The sequence below is a fragment of the Candidatus Sulfurimonas marisnigri genome, from assembly GCF_015265475.1.
GTDB classification, from domain to species: domain Bacteria; phylum Campylobacterota; class Campylobacteria; order Campylobacterales; family Sulfurimonadaceae; genus Sulfurimonas; species Sulfurimonas marisnigri.
In genome coordinates, this window is the sequence record NZ_CP054493.1 from 747,257 (window position 1) to 763,880 (window position 16,624).

Below are 16,624 nucleotides of genomic sequence, written 5' to 3' on the forward strand. Positions count from 1 at the left end.
ATGGCAATAGATATATATAAAATCAATCCAGAATTTAGAGACATTATGCCTCAAGAGATCCTTGATCTTGAGGAAAAGGCTACATGGGCTGAAAATGCGGTCAAACCACGTGGTATTAAGGAGCTTCCAGAAACAAAGGAGTTACTTGAAGAGCACTCTTTATGTGCTGGTTGTCCAGAAGCTGCTGCATTAAGATATGTGCTATCAGCACTACCTAAACCTGAAGAGACTATTATTGTTAACTCAACAGGTTGTACATCTTTAATGTTCCCACATATCGCACTTCATACTGTGCATTCACTTTTTGGTAACCAAAATGCAGTTGCAACTGGTATCAAAAGAGTATTAGATTGGAGATTTCCAGATACTGAAAAAGATGTTGTTGTTCTAGCAGGTGATGGTGCTACTGTTGATATCGGTCTTGACTATACACTTCAATCATTTTTTAGACAAGAAAACATAACGACTATCTGTTTTGATAACGAAGTGTATGCAAATACAGGTGGACAAGAGTCTGGTGCAACTCCAAAAGGTCAAGTCTTTAAAATGGCACCAACTGGTAAAAAGTTTGAAAAAGTAAAAATGTGGGAACTTGCTGTTACATCTGGCTGTCATTACTCTATAAATATGACAGCTTCTGCACCAAAAGCAGTTGCTAAAGCAGTAAGAGAAGCAATTTTAATTGCTAGAGAAATTGGACCGACATTCCTTAACATTTACACGCCTTGTATTCTTGAAATTGGATTAAATGCAAATGAAGGACTTAGGGAAATGAAAGAACAGGACAAAGAAAGATTTGCATCGTTCAAGTATGTTTCACCAGAAGCAGAAGAATTCTTAGTAAAATGTAAAGAAGAGGGGCGTTTATAATGGCAAAAGATTCAATAAAAATAAGAATGCCTGCTTTAGGTGGGCAAGGGGCGGTTACTGCTGCGCATATTGCGGCAACTGCAGCGGATACAGACGGTTACTATGCGGTATCTAATCCGTTTTTTGGTGCTGAAAAAAGAATGGCTCCATCTGAGAGTTATGCAAGAATTGGTACGGTGCCTATTTACGACAGAGGTGAAGTTATCTATCCAGATATTGTAATGATTTATCACCCACAAGTTATTACTATGGGTAAATCATACACAATGCCTTTTTATGCTGGTATTAAAGAAAATGGACTGGTTATTATCAACAGTGATACAGATCTTTTGACTGACACAGATAAAAAAATATTAGATGACTTGAATGTAAAAGTTCTTACTAGAGACTTCACTAAGTTTGCTATTGAGCAAGCAGGAACTGAACTTGCTACTAATATGGCAATGTTAGGTGCACTGTTTGGAGCGTTAGGAACTGTTAGTAAATCTGCTATTGAAGAAGGTATCAAAGATAGATTCCTTAAAAAATATACAGCTTCGGGTGGTACAGCTACACTTGACTCAGCGATTGAGAAAAAGTTTAAAAAGAAGATGGATCTTATCCAGAAAAATCTTGATACTGCATCAGCAGCATTTGACTTGACTGCTGAATGGTGTAAAGAAGTTGGTTTTGAACAAATGTTGGAAGCTCCAAAAAAACACTAGATAATATAACAACTGTGCTTTTGCACAGTTGTTACTGTAACACTACATAAGATACTTTACGCATTTTCAAATGTAACTCTACTCAATTAAAATCAAACTTTTAAGGTATAAGCATGATACAATCATTTGTTATTACGGGATTTTTAGGTGTTGGTAAAACCACCATGCTTATTAATACGGTCAAAAAATATTTTAGTGATAAAAAAGTCGCTATTGTGGTAAATGAGTTTGGAGATATTGGCGTAGATGGCAATATACTAAGCAATGTATACAGTGAAGTACTTGAAATATCAGAAGGGTGTATCTGTTGTCAATTAGCTGAAGAGTTTGAAAGTGGTGTTATCGAGATTATGAATAAATATAACCCTGAGATAATATTCGTAGAGACCTCAGGTGCATCTGAGCCTTTTCCTATCTTTTTATCTTTACAAAGCCTTGGTATTGCTGTTGAAGGTGTAATTTGTGTTGTTGATTCTAAAAACATAGCTTCGTACATAGATAACTCAACTGCCAAATATCAAATTGGTGGCTCAAATATAATTGTGTTAAATAAGACTGATTTAGTGACAGATGATGAATTAGAAACTGTAAAGAAAGATCTCATTGAAATCAAAAAAGAATACAATATTAGAAATAATCTTACTGGTAAAACTATATTTGATAGATATGTAATTGACTATGCACAACAAGGCATTGTCAACAAAGAAGTTTTTGAAGGTGTGTACAAAGTTGATGAAATTATTGGATTGGCAAAAGATTATAAACATCTTGATCACACCACAAGAGATTCAATAACTCAAAAAGTAGCTTATCTAAAAGAAAATATAGATTTTAAAGATATAGATGAAGTGTTGAATTCTCTTCCAAAAAGCATATATAGAGTGAAAGGTGTCGTAAGAACAAAAGATGTTCCAAACCCTATTGTAATTAATTATTCATTTGGTAATATCTCATATGAAGAGTTGGAAGATTATAACGAACAATCAATCTTGATATTTATTGGAGAAGCAATAGACAATGATGTTAATCTGTTGAATAAAAAGTTTGATTTTTTAAATGTGCCTCAATTTAAAGTAAACAAGTAGTCCTACAAATTTCTAATTCATGTGTAACATATTTCTTATAGGTGGGTGTTAACCTACATTCAAGAGTCTATAGACAACAGCAATCCATACTTATATTACGAAGTGCTAAATAAAGAGGAGCTTAAGCCTACTCTTGACTTCTGATATTTGGATTAATTTATCATCCTTACATGTATAATTTATAATACCTTCGTATTATAACGCCAATTCAAGTAAGTTATTACCCTCCTAGGGCTCTTTAACCCTATATCCTTGTGAATAAACAATAGAAGTCATGTCTTGACATCAATTCAAATTAATTGGCGTTATATGACTGCTAGTATATTAGAAAAATGTCTAACAAGTAGTAATGTATTAAATATTTAATTTGTGAATGTAATTAAAATAGGGAGTTTAAGTATTAAGTGGTGACCCCGAGGAGAATTGAACTCCTGTAACATGGATGAAAACCATGGATCCTAACCGCTAGACGACGGGGCCACAAAATAAAAAAAATGGTGTCCTGTGATGGATTCGAACCATCGGCCACATCATTAAAAGTGACGTGCTCTACCAGCTGAGCTAACAAGACTTGTTACAAACATATTGTTTGTGGATGGGAATTATAGGCAAAAATATTTTCTAAGTCAAGAAAAAAAGTGGTGAATTTGCACATATTTTAAAATTTGTTCTTTATCGTCACAGTTTCGCTTAAAATTGTTACATTTTGGCTAAAATGTTGACAATGAATTACTATAGTTTTGAATATGCATATCTGATACTATTGTTACTCCCTCTCATATACTGTCTATATAGATGTAAAGAGTATATGAAACCAAGATTCTTTGTACATTTGCAATTTTTGTCTTCAAAAAGAAGTTTTTTAAAGCTAGAGTGGATTCTCAAGGTCATTATTTTTATACTGCTTTGTATTGCTCTGGCTTCTCCTATAGTGATAGATAAATTTAACCCACTCAACAGACACGGTAAAGATATAGTTTTGTGTATAGATGCCAGTGGTTCGATGAACTCATCAGGATTTGATTTTGAGAATGAACTTGGTGGAGGTGAACGGCTATCTAGATTTGAGATTACAAAAATAATAGCGAAAGAATTTATTCATAAAAGAGTTAGCGATAATATTGGAGTTGTCTTGTATGGTGACTTCGCTTTTATAGCTTCTCCTATAACCTACGAAAAAGAGATTGTAAGTGATATGCTTAGCTATCTCTCTCAAGGGATGGCAGGGCAAAATACTGCTATTGGTGAAGCAGTGGCTATGAGTGTGAGAGCATTTAAGCACTCAACTGCTAAAACAAAGGTGATAATACTTTTAACTGACGGCGAACATAATAGCGGAGACATTTCTCCAAAAGAAGCAATGGAGCTTGCAAAAGCGCAAAATATTAAAATCTATACAATTGGCCTTGGCAACAAGGGTGAATCTGACGAGAAGCTTTTAGAAAAAATTGCAGATGAGAGCGGAGGTAAGTTTTACACTGCTGTCTCAGCAAAAGAGCTACAGAGTGTATATGAGCAGATTGACATATTAGAGTCATCAAAAATTAAAAGCAGAGAGTATGTGCTAAAAGATTACTACTACTGGATAGTTTTGTTTTTTACTCTTCCTCTTTTGCTCTTCTTGTTGTTTAGAGAGATTGAAAAATGAGTTTTTTATCTCCTGAATATTTTTGGCTTTTGGTACTTATTCTACCTTTGTTTATAAAAAAAGATTTCAGAAACATTAGTATTACTGCATTCGGATATATTTTAACTTTTGTTTTAATAGTTTTAGCTCTCTCTAGGCCAGTTATTGAGCAGGAACCTATTAAGTCAAAGCAGGTGCTTAGTGATGTTGTAGTCGCAGTAGACTTATCTTTTTCTATGTATGCACAAGATATAGAGCCATCAAGACTTGTAAAGGCTAAAGAGATTTTAAAAGAGTTGCTTATGTCGGAGTATAAAACTCGCTTTGGAGTTTTAGGTTTTACCACAAATGCTATTGTTTTATCCCCTTTAACACAGGACAGAGAGCTTCTACTGCATCTTTTTAACTCACTTGAGGAAAAGTTCATCTCTACAAAAGGGAGCAGTGTTATGCCGGCTCTAAAGTTAGCTAGGAAAATGTCAAACTCTAAGACGATGAATGTGGTACTATTAACAGATGGTGCTGATGAGTTTGGTTATGAGAGTGAAGCTTTATATGCAAAAGAGAATTCAATGAGAGTTAATGTGTTTATGCTTGGCTCTGGCATAGGGGCAACATTGCGACTTGAAAATGGGGAACTTTTAAAAGATGAACTTGGAGATATCGTAGTAAGTAGAGAAAATAGCGCTATTAAAGAGATTTCAGATGCAACCGGTGGAGTTTACACCAAAGATTTTAGTGAACTCCTTGAAGCTATTGGTTCACAAAAAGAGAAAGATAAAGAGAGTGAAACAACAATAATTAAAAATTTAGAGCTGTTTTATTACTTTGTATTTTTGGCAATTCTTACATTTTTAGTAAGTGTGACAACTCTTAAGAAGTATGTTTTGGTAGTTTTGCTTCTAGTTGGAGTTAATCTACATGCAGATAGGTACACAAAGCTCTTTAGTGAAGCAAATGAGTTTTATAAAAACGGAAAGTATGAAAAAGCACTAGATGGTTATGATGGTGTAAAATCCCCACATGTAGAGTTTAAATCAATAGTTTATTATAATATGGGCAACACATACATAAGACTTCAAGAGTTTAAAAAAGCAAGAGAGGCATACCTAAAGTCTCTAACACTTATGTATTCTAAAGAAGCAGATGAAAATTTGGCTTATATAAAAGATGTAAGTGAAAAAAAAGAGATGAAAACAGGTCAACAAAAAACAGATAAGAAATCATCTTTGGCAAAAAAAGAGAAGAGCTCAAAAGAGCAAAAAGAGGGTGGTGGCTCAAATATGAAAGTAAGTGCAGCGGCTAGCAGCGGAGATGACGATGGCGGTAAAAAGAGTGAGTCCAAAAGTAAGATTGACTTAAATAGCGGCAAGGCAAAACTAAGCTCAAAGCAGTATGAGCTAATTAATAAAAGGGTAGTAAATGAAAATCAGCCTTGGTAGGGTTCTTTTAACACTGTTAATATTTCTACATGTAGAGCTTTTTGCTTCAACTTATGAGTGGAGTGCAACAGCAAATAAAAGTAAAGCCTATGTAAATGAAGCGATACATCTTAGTTATACATGTAGATTCAGTGATGCTGCTGAACTTTATAGTATTGAGTTTAATCCTGATGGGGAATATGAAAATTACACCATAAAACTTTTAACAAAGAGTGAAAAACTAATAAATAATAAAAAAGTAAATAGTTATGAATTTGTTGCTTTTATAAAAAAATCTGTAGATGTTAACTTTGCCTTTGACACTGTTATGAAAAAAACAAATGAAGACTCTATAAAAAATACTGTTTTAGGCCGTGACAATGCTTCTTATGAAGAGTTTACCAAAATAAAAATAAAACAAAAAAACTTACATGTAGAAGTAGTACAAACAGATATAGCTCTAGTTGGAAGCCTTGCAATTGAACTAAAAAAAGATACTCTACATGTAAAAGCATATGAGCCATACCATATGGAGATAATCATCAAGGGAGAGGGTAACTTAGATGAGATTAAACCAATTGAGTTTAAGATAGATAAAGTAAAAGTATTTGCTGGTAAAGTTATAAGAGATATCAAACTTACAAAAGATGGTTACATCGGAGTGTGGAGCCAAAAATTTGCGTTTGTTGGGAATGAAGAGTTTGTAATTCCGGCGTTGAATATAAACTATGTTAATTTGAAGCTAAAAAAAGAGGATGTTTTAGTTGTTGATGCTATTAAGGTTGAGGTTGAAAAAGGTTTTAAGAGAGAAGAGCTTTTAGATAAGATTGATGAAGATTTTAAAATCAACTATGAATATTTCTACTATATTTTTGCTTTTGTCTTAGGTTTTTTGATTTCAAAAATTAAGTTGAAAAAGCCAAAAAAACAGATGCTAGAAGATGAGGAGTTTAAAGAGAAAATAAAAAATATAGATTCCCTTGGGGAGCTTTCAGTTGTTTTGGCTTTAAAAGATAGAAAAAAATATGAAAAACTGATATTGGACATAGAAACTAAAAAGGCTACTAACATAAATAAAATCAAAAAAGAAATTGGTTTAATATAGTATTAAATGCAATTGAACTAAAATGATTTAAATTTTAATAAAGTGAAGAAAATGAAAATATTTTTAATTATAATTACTCTGCTGCTGACACAATCTTTTGCTGATAAAACGGTTATAAAAACAATAACTGTAAACCAGATGCTATATCCGAATAAAACACTCTCTGAGCTTAAAAAGATAGCTGTGCAAAAAGCAAAACTCTCAGCTGCAAAAGAGATTTTCGGGGAATTTTTACTCTCTGAGACTGTAATGGTGAATGGGAAAATCCTGGATGATGTTGTTCGTGAAAAATCTGGCGGAGTAGTCCATATAAAAGGCGAGCCGAAGTTTCAAAACGGTGAAAATTTTGGTGACTTGCAGGTAACCATAGAGGCATACGCTACAGATGAGGAGATTCAAGATATGACTCCCCAGTTTATTAAAATAGATGATTTTACATACTCTAATCCCGACATCCCAGCAAGAGATCTTAAAATCGCGGCTGAGGGTGCATTTATTGTCGAGGCAATATCATCCAAAAAACCTTCAATTGTTAGTGCATCAGTGGATGAGGCACGTAAACTAGTCCTCTCGGTTGAGATTACAAAAGCTAGTTATGATGAAGAGTCTGCAACCTATACAATGTCTGGAAGAGTAGAGTATATTCCTTCATTTTTGAGAAATGCTGATTTAGACAAGGGTAGAGAAGATATAGTAGATAGAACTAAGAATATTTTATATAGTTCTGTAGAGCGTATACAAAAAGTAAAACGCGGTTTTTATGGAGTTTGGAGTGGATTTATAATGCGTTCAAACGGCGGAAGCGGAGATGTTATGATTGAAATAACAGAGACAGGTATCGGAACAATTGACTACAACTCCTTAAATTGCGGCGGTGAACTTATTATACAAAGCAAAACTGCAAATATAGTGAAATTTAAAGAGGTTCTTACTTATGGTGAAGACAAATGTGTTAACAAACATTTTATAGATTTAAAGAAGCTAAATAATACGCAACTCCTCTTAATGCAATATAATGAAGAAAATAAAGAGGTAGCTAGAGGGACTCTTTATAGAGAATAACAGTTTTTTTAATAATTTAGGAGTTACATGTATAAAGTTTTTTTATTAATTTTAATCTATATTTTTGTGGGGTGTACTCCTTCCGTACATGTAAAGCCTAGTGAGCAACTTCCAAAATGGGTTGATAGTGATGACACTTTACGCGGTGTCGGCTCAAGCGAAGTTAATTTTCAGGGTATCTATACTCAGCGTCTTGCAGCTGTAAATCAAGCGAAAAGTGACTTAGCACATACACTAAAATCATACATCACCTCAATATACAAGAGCAGTGAAAAAGTTAATAAAGATGAAATATCTAATAAAAGTCAGAATAAGATAACAGCTTTTTCAGAAGTTTTTTTAAATGAGAGTTATCAGGTTGATGCATACTTTGATGTAGATAGGAGACTATATGTATTGGTCGAACTTTCAAAACCAAGGCTAAATACTCTTTTGGGTATAAAGGTCGAGACGATAAAAACTACTCAAACTCTTCCAAAGCTAAATACTAGAGTGTTTAATAAAGATGAACTAATGCAAAGCAGATGTTATCCTCAGGATATATTAAAAACAATTGATACAAAAGCTGACCTATACCAAAACAAACCGGTTTGGTTTTTTCGACCAAATCAAAATGGTTACGAAGGAAGTGTTGGTATTGCTGAAAAAGAGAGTTTGAAAAGTTATGAAGAGCAAAAAAAAGTTGCTGTAATCTTGGCAAAATCTGCTCTTTCAAAGCGAAAAAAAACACAAATTGCATCAGAACATGAAGCATTGGAAATCTTACATAATGATACATCAGGAGAAATCTTTGAAACATCGTCAATTGTAAGAAGTGCAAATAGATCACAACCAACGACTGTAAAAGACATATGGCTTGATCCGCAGAGTTGTGAGCTGTATGTTTGGATTGTTAATAATTAAAAAAATAAAATACAAAGTATATAAATGAAATTATTAAAACATTTACTTTTTGCTACTCTCTTGCCTCTGTTATTTGGGGGATGTGTATCTAATCTTGCAAACTCTATAGGTGTTGATTTAAGCAACTCCTCGCAGCAGGACAAAATGTATATTGCAGGTCGTTATGCAGAAGCGGCAACCCTAGCATATGAGAGTAAAGATAAAAGAGCTTCATTAGATGAGGCAAACTTACTCTCAACTCTAAAAGCAGGAAACTCATATTTTTATGCAAAAGATTATATTAACAGCATTAAGATGCTTGATGAATCAGAAGATATTATAAAATTTCACCACGAAGAGACGATTGGGGGAAGTGTGGCAGACTACATGTCACAGTTGATGCTTAATGATGCGGCAATAGATTATCACGCAACAATAAGTGAAGCGATTATGGTGAACACATATAAGTCACTAGATTATATGGCACTAGGAAAGCATGCGCAAGCTAGAGTTGAACTAAATCGCGCTATTGACCGTCAAAGACGTGCAAAAGAGACATATGCAGAGTTGATAGGTAAGCAAAAAGATGCAATCGCAGAAAAAAGGAGAGAGAAAAGAAGTGCTGGATTTGATAAAACACTCTCTAATCCAACAATTAAAAGCATAGCACAAAGAAACTACTCATCTTTGGAGCAGTTTCAGGCTTATCCTGATTTTGTGAATCCATTTACAACCTATTTAGCAGGTCTGTTTTTTGCAATAGAGGGTGACTACTCAAAATCATCATCACTTTTAAAAGAGGTGCATGGGATGGTGCCAAAAAATAAAACCGTAAAAGCTGATTTTGAGATGGTAGAAGATGCACTCTCGGGCAAGCCCATTAGTGAAAAGTATGTATGGATTATATATGAAAACGGTTTAGGAGCTGTCAAGTCTGAGTATAGAATAAATATACCAATGTTTCTCTTCTCTCCTAGATTAGTATATGCAGGGATAGCTTTGCCAAAAATGCATACAAGAGAGCAGGCAACATCAAGTATAACTGTTTTTTCTCAAGGGGAAAAAGAGCAAGAGACATCATTGGTGGCTGATATGGACAGAGTTGTATTAACTGAGTTTAACTACTCGTATAACGATATTTTAACACGGGCTGTATTCTCAGCAATATTAAAAACATATGCACAGTATAGAGCAAATGAGAAAGGTGGAGCGGTTCTTGGTATGGCAGCTGGTATTTTCCAGTCCTTAACAACACATGCTGATACTAGAGTTTGGAATTCTTTGCCAAAAAATTTCCAAATTGCAAGAGTAAAAATGCCTCTGGACGGTAAACTACTCCTTAAAGCGGGAGTGAAAAATTTAGATGTCAATCTTGACACAAATGCTAAATATGCTGTTATTTATGTTAAAATCCCAACAGTAATTTCAATACCAAGCGTTAGTATTATTAACTTTTATTAAAGTTAATAGACCGTGTTTTGATTTAATAACTAATTTTATATAAAAGATTTTTATGTCAATAAGGCCACATAGATACAAAGTCATTCTTATTTTGACTTTTATTATTTCATTTTCTATTATGTTTTTTGTAATCACAAATGACAAAAATAAAAGAATCAAAGAACATTTACGTCAAGTTATATTAACTAATCAAATGAACTATGATGTTAATTTAAGAATGTATAAAAAGTTATCGCAACAGACCTTTGATTTAATAGTTGAGCAGCCAGATGTTTTAAATATTTTACAAGAGGCTCAAAGTGCAAGTGAAACAAAAAGATCTTTATTAAGAGAAAAACTATATGATTTAACAAAAGAGAAATATGCAAAATTAGTAAAACTGGGTGTTTTACAATTTCAATTTGTTTTTCCAAATAATAAAGATTTTTTAAGAGTACATAAGCATGGAAAATTTGGGGATGATTTAACAGGTATTAGATATAGTTTTAATTATGTAAACAAGCATAAAAAACCTATAGAGGGGTTTGAGGGTGGAAGAACTACCCACGCATATAGATTTGTATATCCAGTTTTTTCAAATAAAAGCAACTATCTAGGAAGTGTGGAAATCTCTTTTTCATCCGGGGCTCTTCAAGAATCAATGGAAAAAAATCACAATACACACACCCATTTTATTGTGAATAAAAAACTATTTAATACAAACTTATGGAAACCTGAGATTTTTCAGAAATATCTACCAAGTGTTGAAAATGAAAATTACCTATATACTGTTACTTCAAACATGGATGTAAGTGAAAGAGAAAATGAAAAGAAAATAATAGATAAGTTCATGAAGAAAGATATAGAAAAAAACCTGAAACACGAAAAATCTTTTGCTCTATATCAGGAGTTTGATAATTTTGTTAAGGTTGTGACGTTTATTCCTGTAAGTCATACTGACAATAAAAGTGTGGCTGCATATTTAGTCTCACATACAACCAGTGATGATATAGCGCATCTCCTCAATGATTTTAGAAATATTAACGTGCTGTTGAGTGTTTTTTTATTGGTTTTATTTTATTTTATTTACAGGATTTTAAAATCAAATACTAATATAAAGATTGCTCAGAAGGAGACAAAATCAATCATAAATTTTTTGCCTTCAATAATGATACTAAATAGAAATAAAAATATGATAGAAGTTAATTTAAAATTTCTAATGTTTTTTAATCAACACAAAGATATAGATGATTTCTTAGAGCATTATGAGTGCATTTGTGATTTATTTGAAGAATACGATGATGAAAACTACATTCAAGAAACATACGTTAATAAAGTTTATTGGACAGATTACGTAAAAAATAATAAAGATAAAATACACAAAGCTATGATTATAAAAGATGGTAAGCAACACCACTTTACAGTTAAGGTTAGAGAAGTTATCTATAAAAATGAGACTACAGATATAGTACAACTAATTGAAATAACAAAAGAACTAGAGTTGAACAATAGTATAAAAGAGAAAGAAAAACAACTTTTTCAGCAAGCTAAAATGGCGTCAATGGGAGAGATGATAGGCAATATAGCTCATCAGTGGAGACAACCTTTAAATATAATAAGCGTTATGAATATGAAAGTAGAATTTTTGCTAGAGTTAAATGAGACTATAAATTATGATGATTATGAACCGATTTCAAAATCAATAGCAGGACAACTTGAATATATGACAAAAACTATTGATGATTTTAGAAGTTATTATAATCCAAATAAATTAAAAGAAAACTTCAGTATTAAACAAAGCATACAAGATGTTTATAATCTAATTTACCCTCAATTAAATAGCCATTCAGTAGATCTTATCATAACAGAGGATTCTGATAATGAAGAGTTAATTATATATGGTCATGCAAATGAGTTTAAGCAGGTTATTATAAATATGGTGAATAATTCAAAAGATGCTATTTTACACTGCCAAGAAAATGATAAAGATAAAGCGGGGAAAATAGAAATATCTATTAAAAAAATGAACGATGAAATTATTATTACCATTAAAGATAATGGTGGAGGGATACCTCTTGATATAATCGATAAAATATATGAACCATATTTTACAACTAAACATAAATCTAAAGGGACTGGACTTGGTCTAAATATGAGTCATCAAATTATTACTGATCATATGAATGGAACAATAGTGGTTTATAATTTAGAACACAACAAAGAAGATGCAGGTACAATTTTTATTATAACTTTACCTATAAATAAGAATAATAATATTAGTTGATGGGAAAGATAGTTTATGTTAAAATACAAATAGTAATCTTTAGGTATAAGTGTTAGCGTGATAAACTTTTAAGGAGTATTTATGAGGTCAAGCATATTAATAATTTTAGCATTAGTTGCTTTCTTTGGTTGTAGTAAATCACCGGAACCTGCTGGTACAATAGTCAAAGTTGTTAATGGATGTGGTAATAGTGATATTGTAATTACAGATATTAAAGGTAGAAAAAAGCCTGATGGTTTTATGCAGGCTCAGGTAATTGGTGAAAATAGTTCTAACAATTATCAGGCTCTGGAATATCGTGTCGTTTGGTTTGATAAAGAGGGCTTTAAGATAGATAGTATCCTTTCTATCTGGAAAAAAGCTCCAGCTTATGCAAGTCAACCTTTTTACATTAACGCAACATCACCAAGTACAAAAGCGAGAACATTTCGCCTATATATAAAAAAAGATAAGGAAATAATATGCGACGAACAATACGATGGACATTAATCTTAGGTGTAACTGGCCTCTTATTTAGTGGATGTGCAACAAAAACCACAAATATTGATATAAACAACGATAAGGGTGATGCAGTTATGGGACTTGACTACCGTGACTTTCAAGGTGCAGCTCAAGATATGATTGAGTCACTACTAGCTTCAGGAGCTGTAAATAAACCTAATGGTGAGCGTTATGTTCTTGTAGTTTCTAGAATTATCAATGACACAATGCAACATATTGACACTGATCAGTTAGTTAAAAAAATAAGGGTAGGTCTACTTCGCAGTGGTAAAGTTGTTGTAACAACAGCTGTTGGAGTAAATGGTGCTGAAGATACAATGGCCATGAAAACTAGAAAAGAGCTTCGAGTAGATGACGAGTTCAATCAAAAAACAGTTGCTGGAAAAGGGTCAATGATTGCACCTGATTTGAGCCTTTCAGGAAAAATTCTACAACGTAATATTCGTGTAGATAAATCAACACAACGTGTAGAGTACTATTTTCAAATGTCTTTAACAGACATTAAAACAGGTTTGGCTTTTTGGGAAGATGAGCGTGTTATCGGAAAACGCGGTAGCAATAAATCTGTAGCGTGGTAAAGACTTTTATGAGCTTGGCTAATAAAATATGAACTACTCCATTTTAGTAATTGCAACAGCTACACTGCTTATAAGCGGATGTGCTCAAAAGGCAACAGTTCTCGCAATACAGCCAGCGGAAGTTGACCGTATGGCAAGCACTAAAAAGGTTGCAGTGAGCGCTTTTTCACATGATATTGCAGGGCTTTCAAATAAGATTGAGGTTGAGTTGGCAGGTAAGAAAGTAGATGGGAAGAACTATTTTACAACAATTAGCCGCAGTGATATAAACAAAGTTTTAGAGGAGCAACGTCTCCAAAATTCAGGTCTTTTTGACGATTCAAGCTCTGTTAAAATGGGCAAATTGCTCGGTGCTCAGGCACTTATAAGCGGTAATGTCTCCGTAGTATCAATGAGTGATAAATATTTTTATAAAAAAAGAACAAAATGTTCGGATGATAAATGTAAAGAAACTTATGAGTACAGTGTTCGCTGTACAAAACGTGAAATGTCCATGAGTGCTCAGATGAAAATTGTTGATGTACAAAAAGGAGATATTATCTATGCCGAGACTATAAGCAGAGAAGGAACTTGGAAACGTTGCGTAGACGACAAAAAAGATCTTCCCTCAAAAGCTTATGGTTTGAATATGTTAGCTGATGAGATAAGCGGAAGTTTCGTTCAAAAGCTTGTTCCGTATTATGCAACATATAAAGTTCTCCTTCTTGATGAGCCTGATTTAGAGTACTCAGACATGCAAGAAGATGAACTTAAGTATGCTCTTGAATATATAAAGTATAAACGTTATGACAAAGCAGAAGAGCTTTTAAGCAGACTTTTGGAATCAACTTCTGATAAAAGTTATGTAGCAGCATACAATCTGGCAATAATCAAAGAAGTTCAAGGTGACCTAATGAGTGCAAAGCAACTCTGCGAACTTGCTGATTCTTTAACTATACAACCTGTGGAAGCTGTTGATTTGGCAATATTACGTATAAATCAATCAATATCGTCGCATAGACAGGCTCAAAAACAGATTCAACAATGAGAATATTTACAAATATTTTACTAGCACTGCTGGCTGTTACATTTATTGGGTGTAGTGCCGGTAAAGCGCCTCAGGCTCTACATGTAGAGAAACAACTTCCCAAGTGGTATTTAACTCCGCCCTCAAACAATGGAATCTCCCTTTACGGTGTCGGAGAGGGTATAAACAGAGAAGAATCAATAAAAAGTGCATTGGACAACCTTGTCTCGAAGCTGGGAATTACCATATCGTCTAATTATAATTCTACAACAAACACTAAAAAAGGGTACAGAGAGTATTTTACACAAGCAAGCAGTTCTGATATAAGCAGTGAAGTTAGTAAAATAAGAATTAGTAATTATGAAGTTATAGAGATACATAAACAAAACTATAAGCACTTTATAACTCTTGTGCGTTCAGATAAAAAATTATTTATAAAAAATTTGATAACAACTTTAAATCAGAGATATAAAAAGATTGAAGATAAGCAAAAACATATAATTGATATGAATATACTAAGACGATATTCTTTTTTTAAAGAGTCGCAACAAACACTCTCTCAAACACATTCAACACTTTTGGTTCTTAACTCATTAGATAAAAACTTTGATGATTCTCCTTACTTAAAAATAATACAGACTATTAATAATGATTCTGATTTATTAATTAAAAACATGAGTATCTCTTTTTCAGCTTCTAAAGAATCTAGTGCATTTGTTAATTCTATAAAATCAGTTTTAAGTGAGACTAAAATAGCTATAAAACCAAACAGCCAAAATGATAAAAACAATATTAACATTTCACTCTCACATAAATTAAACAAAGCTTTCTCTCATGGTTTTCATATTGCCAGAACATCTGTACTTATAGAGGTTAAAGATAATAAAAAAAATATTATGCACAGTGAGCAAATAGATGCGGTTGGTCACTCGCCGCAAAGTGATGATATTGCTATGTCTGATTCTATTAAAAATTTCAAAGAAGAGATAGAAAAAAGGGATGTTTTAAAGATTCTTGGAGTCAATTAAAAAAGCAGTTTAACATTGCCATCCATTTACTCCCAATTCGTTATACTTCCCTAACTTTAACACAAGGTCAAATGCTTATGATTTCTAAGATTGAGTTAATAAAAAAAGAAGTTTCTAAAGTAGTTGTAGGACAAGAGAAAATGATAGACTCTCTTCTTATAGCACTTTTATGCGATGGACATATACTTATAGAGGGTGTTCCAGGACTTGCAAAGACTACAACAGTAAATGCATTGGCACAAAGTTTAGGTCTTAACTTTAAACGTGCTCAGTTTACTCCGGACTTACTCCCATCAGATATACTTGGTGCAGAGATTTATGACCCACAAAACAACAGTTTTAAAATCAAAAAAGGTCCAATTTTTACAAACCTGTTATTAGCAGATGAGATTAACCGTGCTCCTGCAAAGGTGCAATCTGCTTTGCTAGAAGTTATGCAAGAGAAACAGGTTACTTTAGGTGATACTACTTTTAAAGTTGAACCTCCATTTTTTGTTATGGCTACTCAAAATCCAGTTGAGCAAGAGGGTGTTTACCAGCTTCCAGAAGCTCAACTAGACAGATTTATGCTAAAACTTATAGTTGATTATAATACAAAAAAAGAAGAACTAGAGATTGCAAGACGTATCTCAAGCGGAAACTTTGAATCTATAAAAGCAGTAGTGACAAATGATGATTTATTAGAGATAAAAGAGGCTATAAAAAATATACATGTAGATGAAGAGGTCGAGGAGTACATGATAGAGCTTGTTAATGCAACTAGAAATCCTACCCTTTATGGTCTTGAAGATATAAAAGATTACATCCAGTTTGGTGCTTCACCTCGTGTCAGTATAGATATGTTTAAGGCAGTAAAAGCAATGGCATTTATGCGTGGGAAAGATTTTGTTACTCCTGTTGATGTGGCATACATTGCAAAAGAGCTTATGAGACATCGTATAGTTTTAACATATGAGGCAGAGGCTGAGGGTGTTACAACTGATGAGATTATTCAAAAAGTTTTAGAGACTGTAGCAATTCCGTAGGTCTTA

The 16,624-nt window shown here is 33.0% G+C and carries 15 protein-coding genes and 2 tRNA genes; 15 read left to right on the forward strand and 2 right to left on the reverse strand.

Going from position 1 to position 16,624, the window contains the following annotated elements:
* From HUE87_RS03780 to HUE87_RS03790, 3 genes are all read left to right on the forward strand, one after another.
* Entirely contained in the window at positions 1–870 is an 870-nt protein-coding gene (locus HUE87_RS03780; protein WP_194367408.1) for a thiamine pyrophosphate-dependent enzyme, read from the forward strand.
* Positions 870–1,574, forward strand: coding sequence for a 2-oxoacid:ferredoxin oxidoreductase subunit gamma family protein (locus HUE87_RS03785; RefSeq protein WP_194367409.1), 705 nt, complete (start codon positions 870–872; stop codon positions 1,572–1,574). Before HUE87_RS03780 ends, HUE87_RS03785 begins: the two co-directional genes overlap by 1 nt.
* Positions 1,575–1,687: 113 nt before the next feature.
* Positions 1,688–2,659, forward strand: coding sequence for a CobW family GTP-binding protein (locus tag HUE87_RS03790; protein WP_194367410.1), 972 nt, complete (start codon positions 1,688–1,690; stop codon positions 2,657–2,659).
* Positions 2,660–3,064: 405 nt separating this feature from the next.
* Here the strand turns inward: HUE87_RS03790 and HUE87_RS03795 are convergent.
* Both HUE87_RS03795 and HUE87_RS03800 read right to left on the reverse strand, forming a co-directional pair.
* Positions 3,065–3,139 (reverse strand) — tRNA-Glu (locus HUE87_RS03795).
* Between the two features lie 15 nt (positions 3,140–3,154).
* Positions 3,155–3,230 (reverse strand) — tRNA-Lys (locus HUE87_RS03800).
* Between the two features lie 237 nt (positions 3,231–3,467).
* Between HUE87_RS03800 and HUE87_RS03805 the strand changes: the two genes are divergently transcribed.
* The 12 genes from HUE87_RS03805 (at position 3,468) to HUE87_RS03860 (ending at position 16,618) form a co-directional block, all read left to right on the forward strand.
* Positions 3,468–4,307 (forward strand): VWA domain-containing protein, encoded by an 840-nt coding sequence (locus HUE87_RS03805; RefSeq protein WP_194367411.1) that lies wholly within the window; start codon positions 3,468–3,470, stop codon positions 4,305–4,307.
* Positions 4,304–5,728 (forward strand): VWA domain-containing protein, encoded by a 1,425-nt coding sequence (locus HUE87_RS03810; RefSeq protein ID WP_194367412.1) that lies wholly within the window; start codon positions 4,304–4,306, stop codon positions 5,726–5,728. The genes HUE87_RS03805 and HUE87_RS03810 overlap by 4 nt, the downstream gene beginning before the upstream one ends.
* Positions 5,709–6,812 carry a BatD family protein gene (locus HUE87_RS03815; RefSeq protein WP_194367413.1) on the forward strand — a complete coding sequence of 368 codons (1,104 nt, stop codon included), beginning with the start codon at positions 5,709–5,711 and terminating at the stop codon, positions 6,810–6,812. Before HUE87_RS03810 ends, HUE87_RS03815 begins: the two co-directional genes overlap by 20 nt.
* A 51-nt stretch (positions 6,813–6,863) precedes the next feature.
* On the forward strand, positions 6,864–7,874 hold the full coding sequence (locus tag HUE87_RS03820) for a hypothetical protein (protein WP_194367414.1): 1,011 nt from the start codon (positions 6,864–6,866) through the stop codon (positions 7,872–7,874).
* Positions 7,875–7,901: 27 nt separating this feature from the next.
* Entirely contained in the window at positions 7,902–8,777 is an 876-nt protein-coding gene (locus tag HUE87_RS03825) for an LPP20 family lipoprotein (protein ID WP_194367415.1), read from the forward strand.
* Positions 8,778–8,801: 24 nt separating this feature from the next.
* Entirely contained in the window at positions 8,802–10,217 is a 1,416-nt protein-coding gene (locus HUE87_RS03830) for a COG3014 family protein (protein ID WP_194367416.1), read from the forward strand.
* Between the two features lie 52 nt (positions 10,218–10,269).
* Entirely contained in the window at positions 10,270–12,480 is a 2,211-nt protein-coding gene (locus HUE87_RS03835; RefSeq protein WP_194367417.1) for a sensor histidine kinase, read from the forward strand.
* 81 nt (positions 12,481–12,561) lie between these two features.
* On the forward strand, positions 12,562–12,969 hold the full coding sequence (locus HUE87_RS03840) for a YcfL family putative periplasmic lipoprotein (RefSeq protein ID WP_194367418.1): 408 nt from the start codon (positions 12,562–12,564) through the stop codon (positions 12,967–12,969).
* Positions 12,942–13,559, forward strand: coding sequence for a penicillin-binding protein activator LpoB (gene lpoB / locus HUE87_RS03845; RefSeq protein WP_194367419.1), 618 nt, complete (start codon positions 12,942–12,944; stop codon positions 13,557–13,559). The genes HUE87_RS03840 and lpoB overlap by 28 nt, the downstream gene beginning before the upstream one ends.
* A 28-nt stretch (positions 13,560–13,587) precedes the next feature.
* A complete protein-coding gene (locus HUE87_RS03850; protein WP_194367420.1) occupies positions 13,588–14,586 on the forward strand; it encodes a DUF6340 family protein in 999 nt (332 codons plus the stop codon).
* Positions 14,583–15,593: an LPP20 family lipoprotein gene (locus tag HUE87_RS03855; protein WP_194367421.1), complete on the forward strand. Its 1,011-nt coding sequence runs from the start codon at positions 14,583–14,585 to the stop codon at positions 15,591–15,593. Before HUE87_RS03850 ends, HUE87_RS03855 begins: the two co-directional genes overlap by 4 nt.
* Before the next feature lie 77 nt (positions 15,594–15,670).
* Entirely contained in the window at positions 15,671–16,618 is a 948-nt protein-coding gene (locus HUE87_RS03860) for an AAA family ATPase (protein WP_194367422.1), read from the forward strand.
* Positions 16,619–16,624 lie beyond the last annotated feature (6 nt).

Bases quoted from the DNA above. Each gene is read 5' to 3' on its own strand.
- HUE87_RS03860 (WP_194367422.1), top strand. From the start codon at position 15,671: ATGATTTCTAAGATTGAGTTAATAAAAAAAGAAGTTTCTAAAGTAGTT.
- HUE87_RS03850 (WP_194367420.1), top strand. From the start codon at position 13,588: ATGAACTACTCCATTTTAGTAATTGCAACAGCTACACTGCTTATAAGC.
- HUE87_RS03815 (WP_194367413.1), top strand. From the start codon at position 5,709: ATGAAAATCAGCCTTGGTAGGGTTCTTTTAACACTGTTAATATTTCTA.
- HUE87_RS03810 (WP_194367412.1), top strand. From the start codon at position 4,304: ATGAGTTTTTTATCTCCTGAATATTTTTGGCTTTTGGTACTTATTCTA.
- HUE87_RS03790 (WP_194367410.1), top strand. From the start codon at position 1,688: ATGATACAATCATTTGTTATTACGGGATTTTTAGGTGTTGGTAAAACC.
- lpoB (WP_194367419.1), top strand. From the start codon at position 12,942: ATGCGACGAACAATACGATGGACATTAATCTTAGGTGTAACTGGCCTC.
- HUE87_RS03830 (WP_194367416.1), top strand. From the start codon at position 8,802: ATGAAATTATTAAAACATTTACTTTTTGCTACTCTCTTGCCTCTGTTA.
- HUE87_RS03855 (WP_194367421.1), top strand. From the start codon at position 14,583: ATGAGAATATTTACAAATATTTTACTAGCACTGCTGGCTGTTACATTT.
- HUE87_RS03780 (WP_194367408.1), top strand. From the start codon at position 1: ATGGCAATAGATATATATAAAATCAATCCAGAATTTAGAGACATTATG.
- HUE87_RS03825 (WP_194367415.1), top strand. From the start codon at position 7,902: ATGTATAAAGTTTTTTTATTAATTTTAATCTATATTTTTGTGGGGTGT.
- HUE87_RS03835 (WP_194367417.1), top strand. From the start codon at position 10,270: ATGTCAATAAGGCCACATAGATACAAAGTCATTCTTATTTTGACTTTT.
- HUE87_RS03840 (WP_194367418.1), top strand. From the start codon at position 12,562: ATGAGGTCAAGCATATTAATAATTTTAGCATTAGTTGCTTTCTTTGGT.
- HUE87_RS03785 (WP_194367409.1), top strand. From the start codon at position 870: ATGGCAAAAGATTCAATAAAAATAAGAATGCCTGCTTTAGGTGGGCAA.
- HUE87_RS03805 (WP_194367411.1), top strand. From the start codon at position 3,468: ATGAAACCAAGATTCTTTGTACATTTGCAATTTTTGTCTTCAAAAAGA.
- HUE87_RS03820 (WP_194367414.1), top strand. From the start codon at position 6,864: ATGAAAATATTTTTAATTATAATTACTCTGCTGCTGACACAATCTTTT.